Here is a 1,379-nt window from a genome sequence, read left to right on the forward strand (position 1 = left end):
CATCCAGATCGCCACCGGCAAGGTTACGGTGACGTAGGCGAGGATCAACGACGTATATGTGTTGAGTAGGTTGGCCCCCTTCATCATCTTGTAGATCGGGATGATGATGGCGCTGGCCGGGAACATCTGCGTGACGATCACCAGCGTCATGGCGATGATAAGTAGGCGGACGTGGGTGCGCGTAAATGCATAGGCGGCCAGCAGCCCTAACGAAACGGTGATGATGACGGTGGACAGTGAAACGATGACCGAATTCATAAAATAGGTTCGGAACTCCGGCCGGAATGCAGTGACGTAGTTGTCGAAGGTCGGGTTCTCCGGCCACAACCTGGCGGGAATGGAAAAAGGCTCGGCCGCCGGCTTCAATGACACGGAAACCATCCAAAAGAAGGGCACCAGGATTATCAGCGCCAATACGACGTTGAGGGCCAGCAGTGCGGCTTGGCGGCTCCTGTGGGAACGGGTGTTCATGATGCCTTCCCCCTATGCCGGCCCCGCGACAAAACGCCGAAATAGACCGTTATCAGCAGCGCCAGGACCAAGATTGAAAAAACGCCGTATACAGCGGCTTCGCCAAAGCGGAATTGGCCGAAACCGAGTTCGTAGATCTGGGTTGGGAAGATGGCTGTGGCATTCTGTGGGCCACCGTTTGTCATCACCCAGATTATGTCGAAGTAATTGAAAGTGAGGATAGTGGTAAGGAGGAGATTGATGGCGATCACGTCTTTGATTCCGGGGAGCACAACGTCAAACAGGCGCCTAGTCGCTCCCGCTCCGTCTATCTTGGCGGCCTCGACCTGCTCTTGGTCGACCGTCTGCAGGGCCGCTAAGTAGACGATCGCCGAGAAGGGGAACCCTTTCCAGACGGCCGCCATGATGATCGAGCCCATGGCTGTCGACGTTTCCGCCAGCCAAGCGGTACCGTGGTCGATCAGTCCCAGGCTAATAAGTAACGAGTTCACCAAACCGAGTTGCGGGTCATACATGAATCGCCAAAGGATGGCGGCCACTACGCCGGGGAGGACCCAAGGCAAAAGCACCAGCGACCGCATAAGTCCCTGGCCAGGCATGTGCTGATTGAGCAGCAGTGCGACCAGGAAGCCGAACACATTCTGCAGTGCTACCACGAAGACAGTCCAAATGAGGGAGTTCCACACTACTTGGCCGAAGATCGGATCGGCCAAGATCTTGTAATACGCTGCAAGTCCCTGGAACTTCGGCGCCGGGTTGATGAACGAGGTCGAATAAAGGCTTTCAATTATGGTGCCGATCATCGGGTAATACATAAGTGCGCCGACCAGCAGCAGCGCCGGAGCTACGAAAATCCAGGCCATCCAGCGTTCACGATGGGACATTGTGTCATTTCCCGATAGAGAGGG

The 1,379-nt window shown here is 55.9% G+C and carries 2 protein-coding genes; both read right to left on the minus strand.

Features of this window, described 5'->3' with window-relative positions; genetic code table 11:
• A partial coding sequence (locus EH240_RS36965; RefSeq protein ID WP_148101181.1) for a carbohydrate ABC transporter permease occupies positions 1-471 on the minus strand: 471 nt, incomplete at its 3' end.
• The coding region (locus EH240_RS36970; protein WP_245436713.1) for a carbohydrate ABC transporter permease at positions 468-1,379 on the minus strand (912 nt) is incomplete at its 5' end. The genes EH240_RS36965 and EH240_RS36970, both read right to left, overlap by 4 nt.

This window comes from Mesorhizobium tamadayense, from assembly GCF_003863365.1.
Lineage (GTDB): Bacteria > Pseudomonadota > Alphaproteobacteria > Rhizobiales > Rhizobiaceae > Mesorhizobium > Mesorhizobium tamadayense.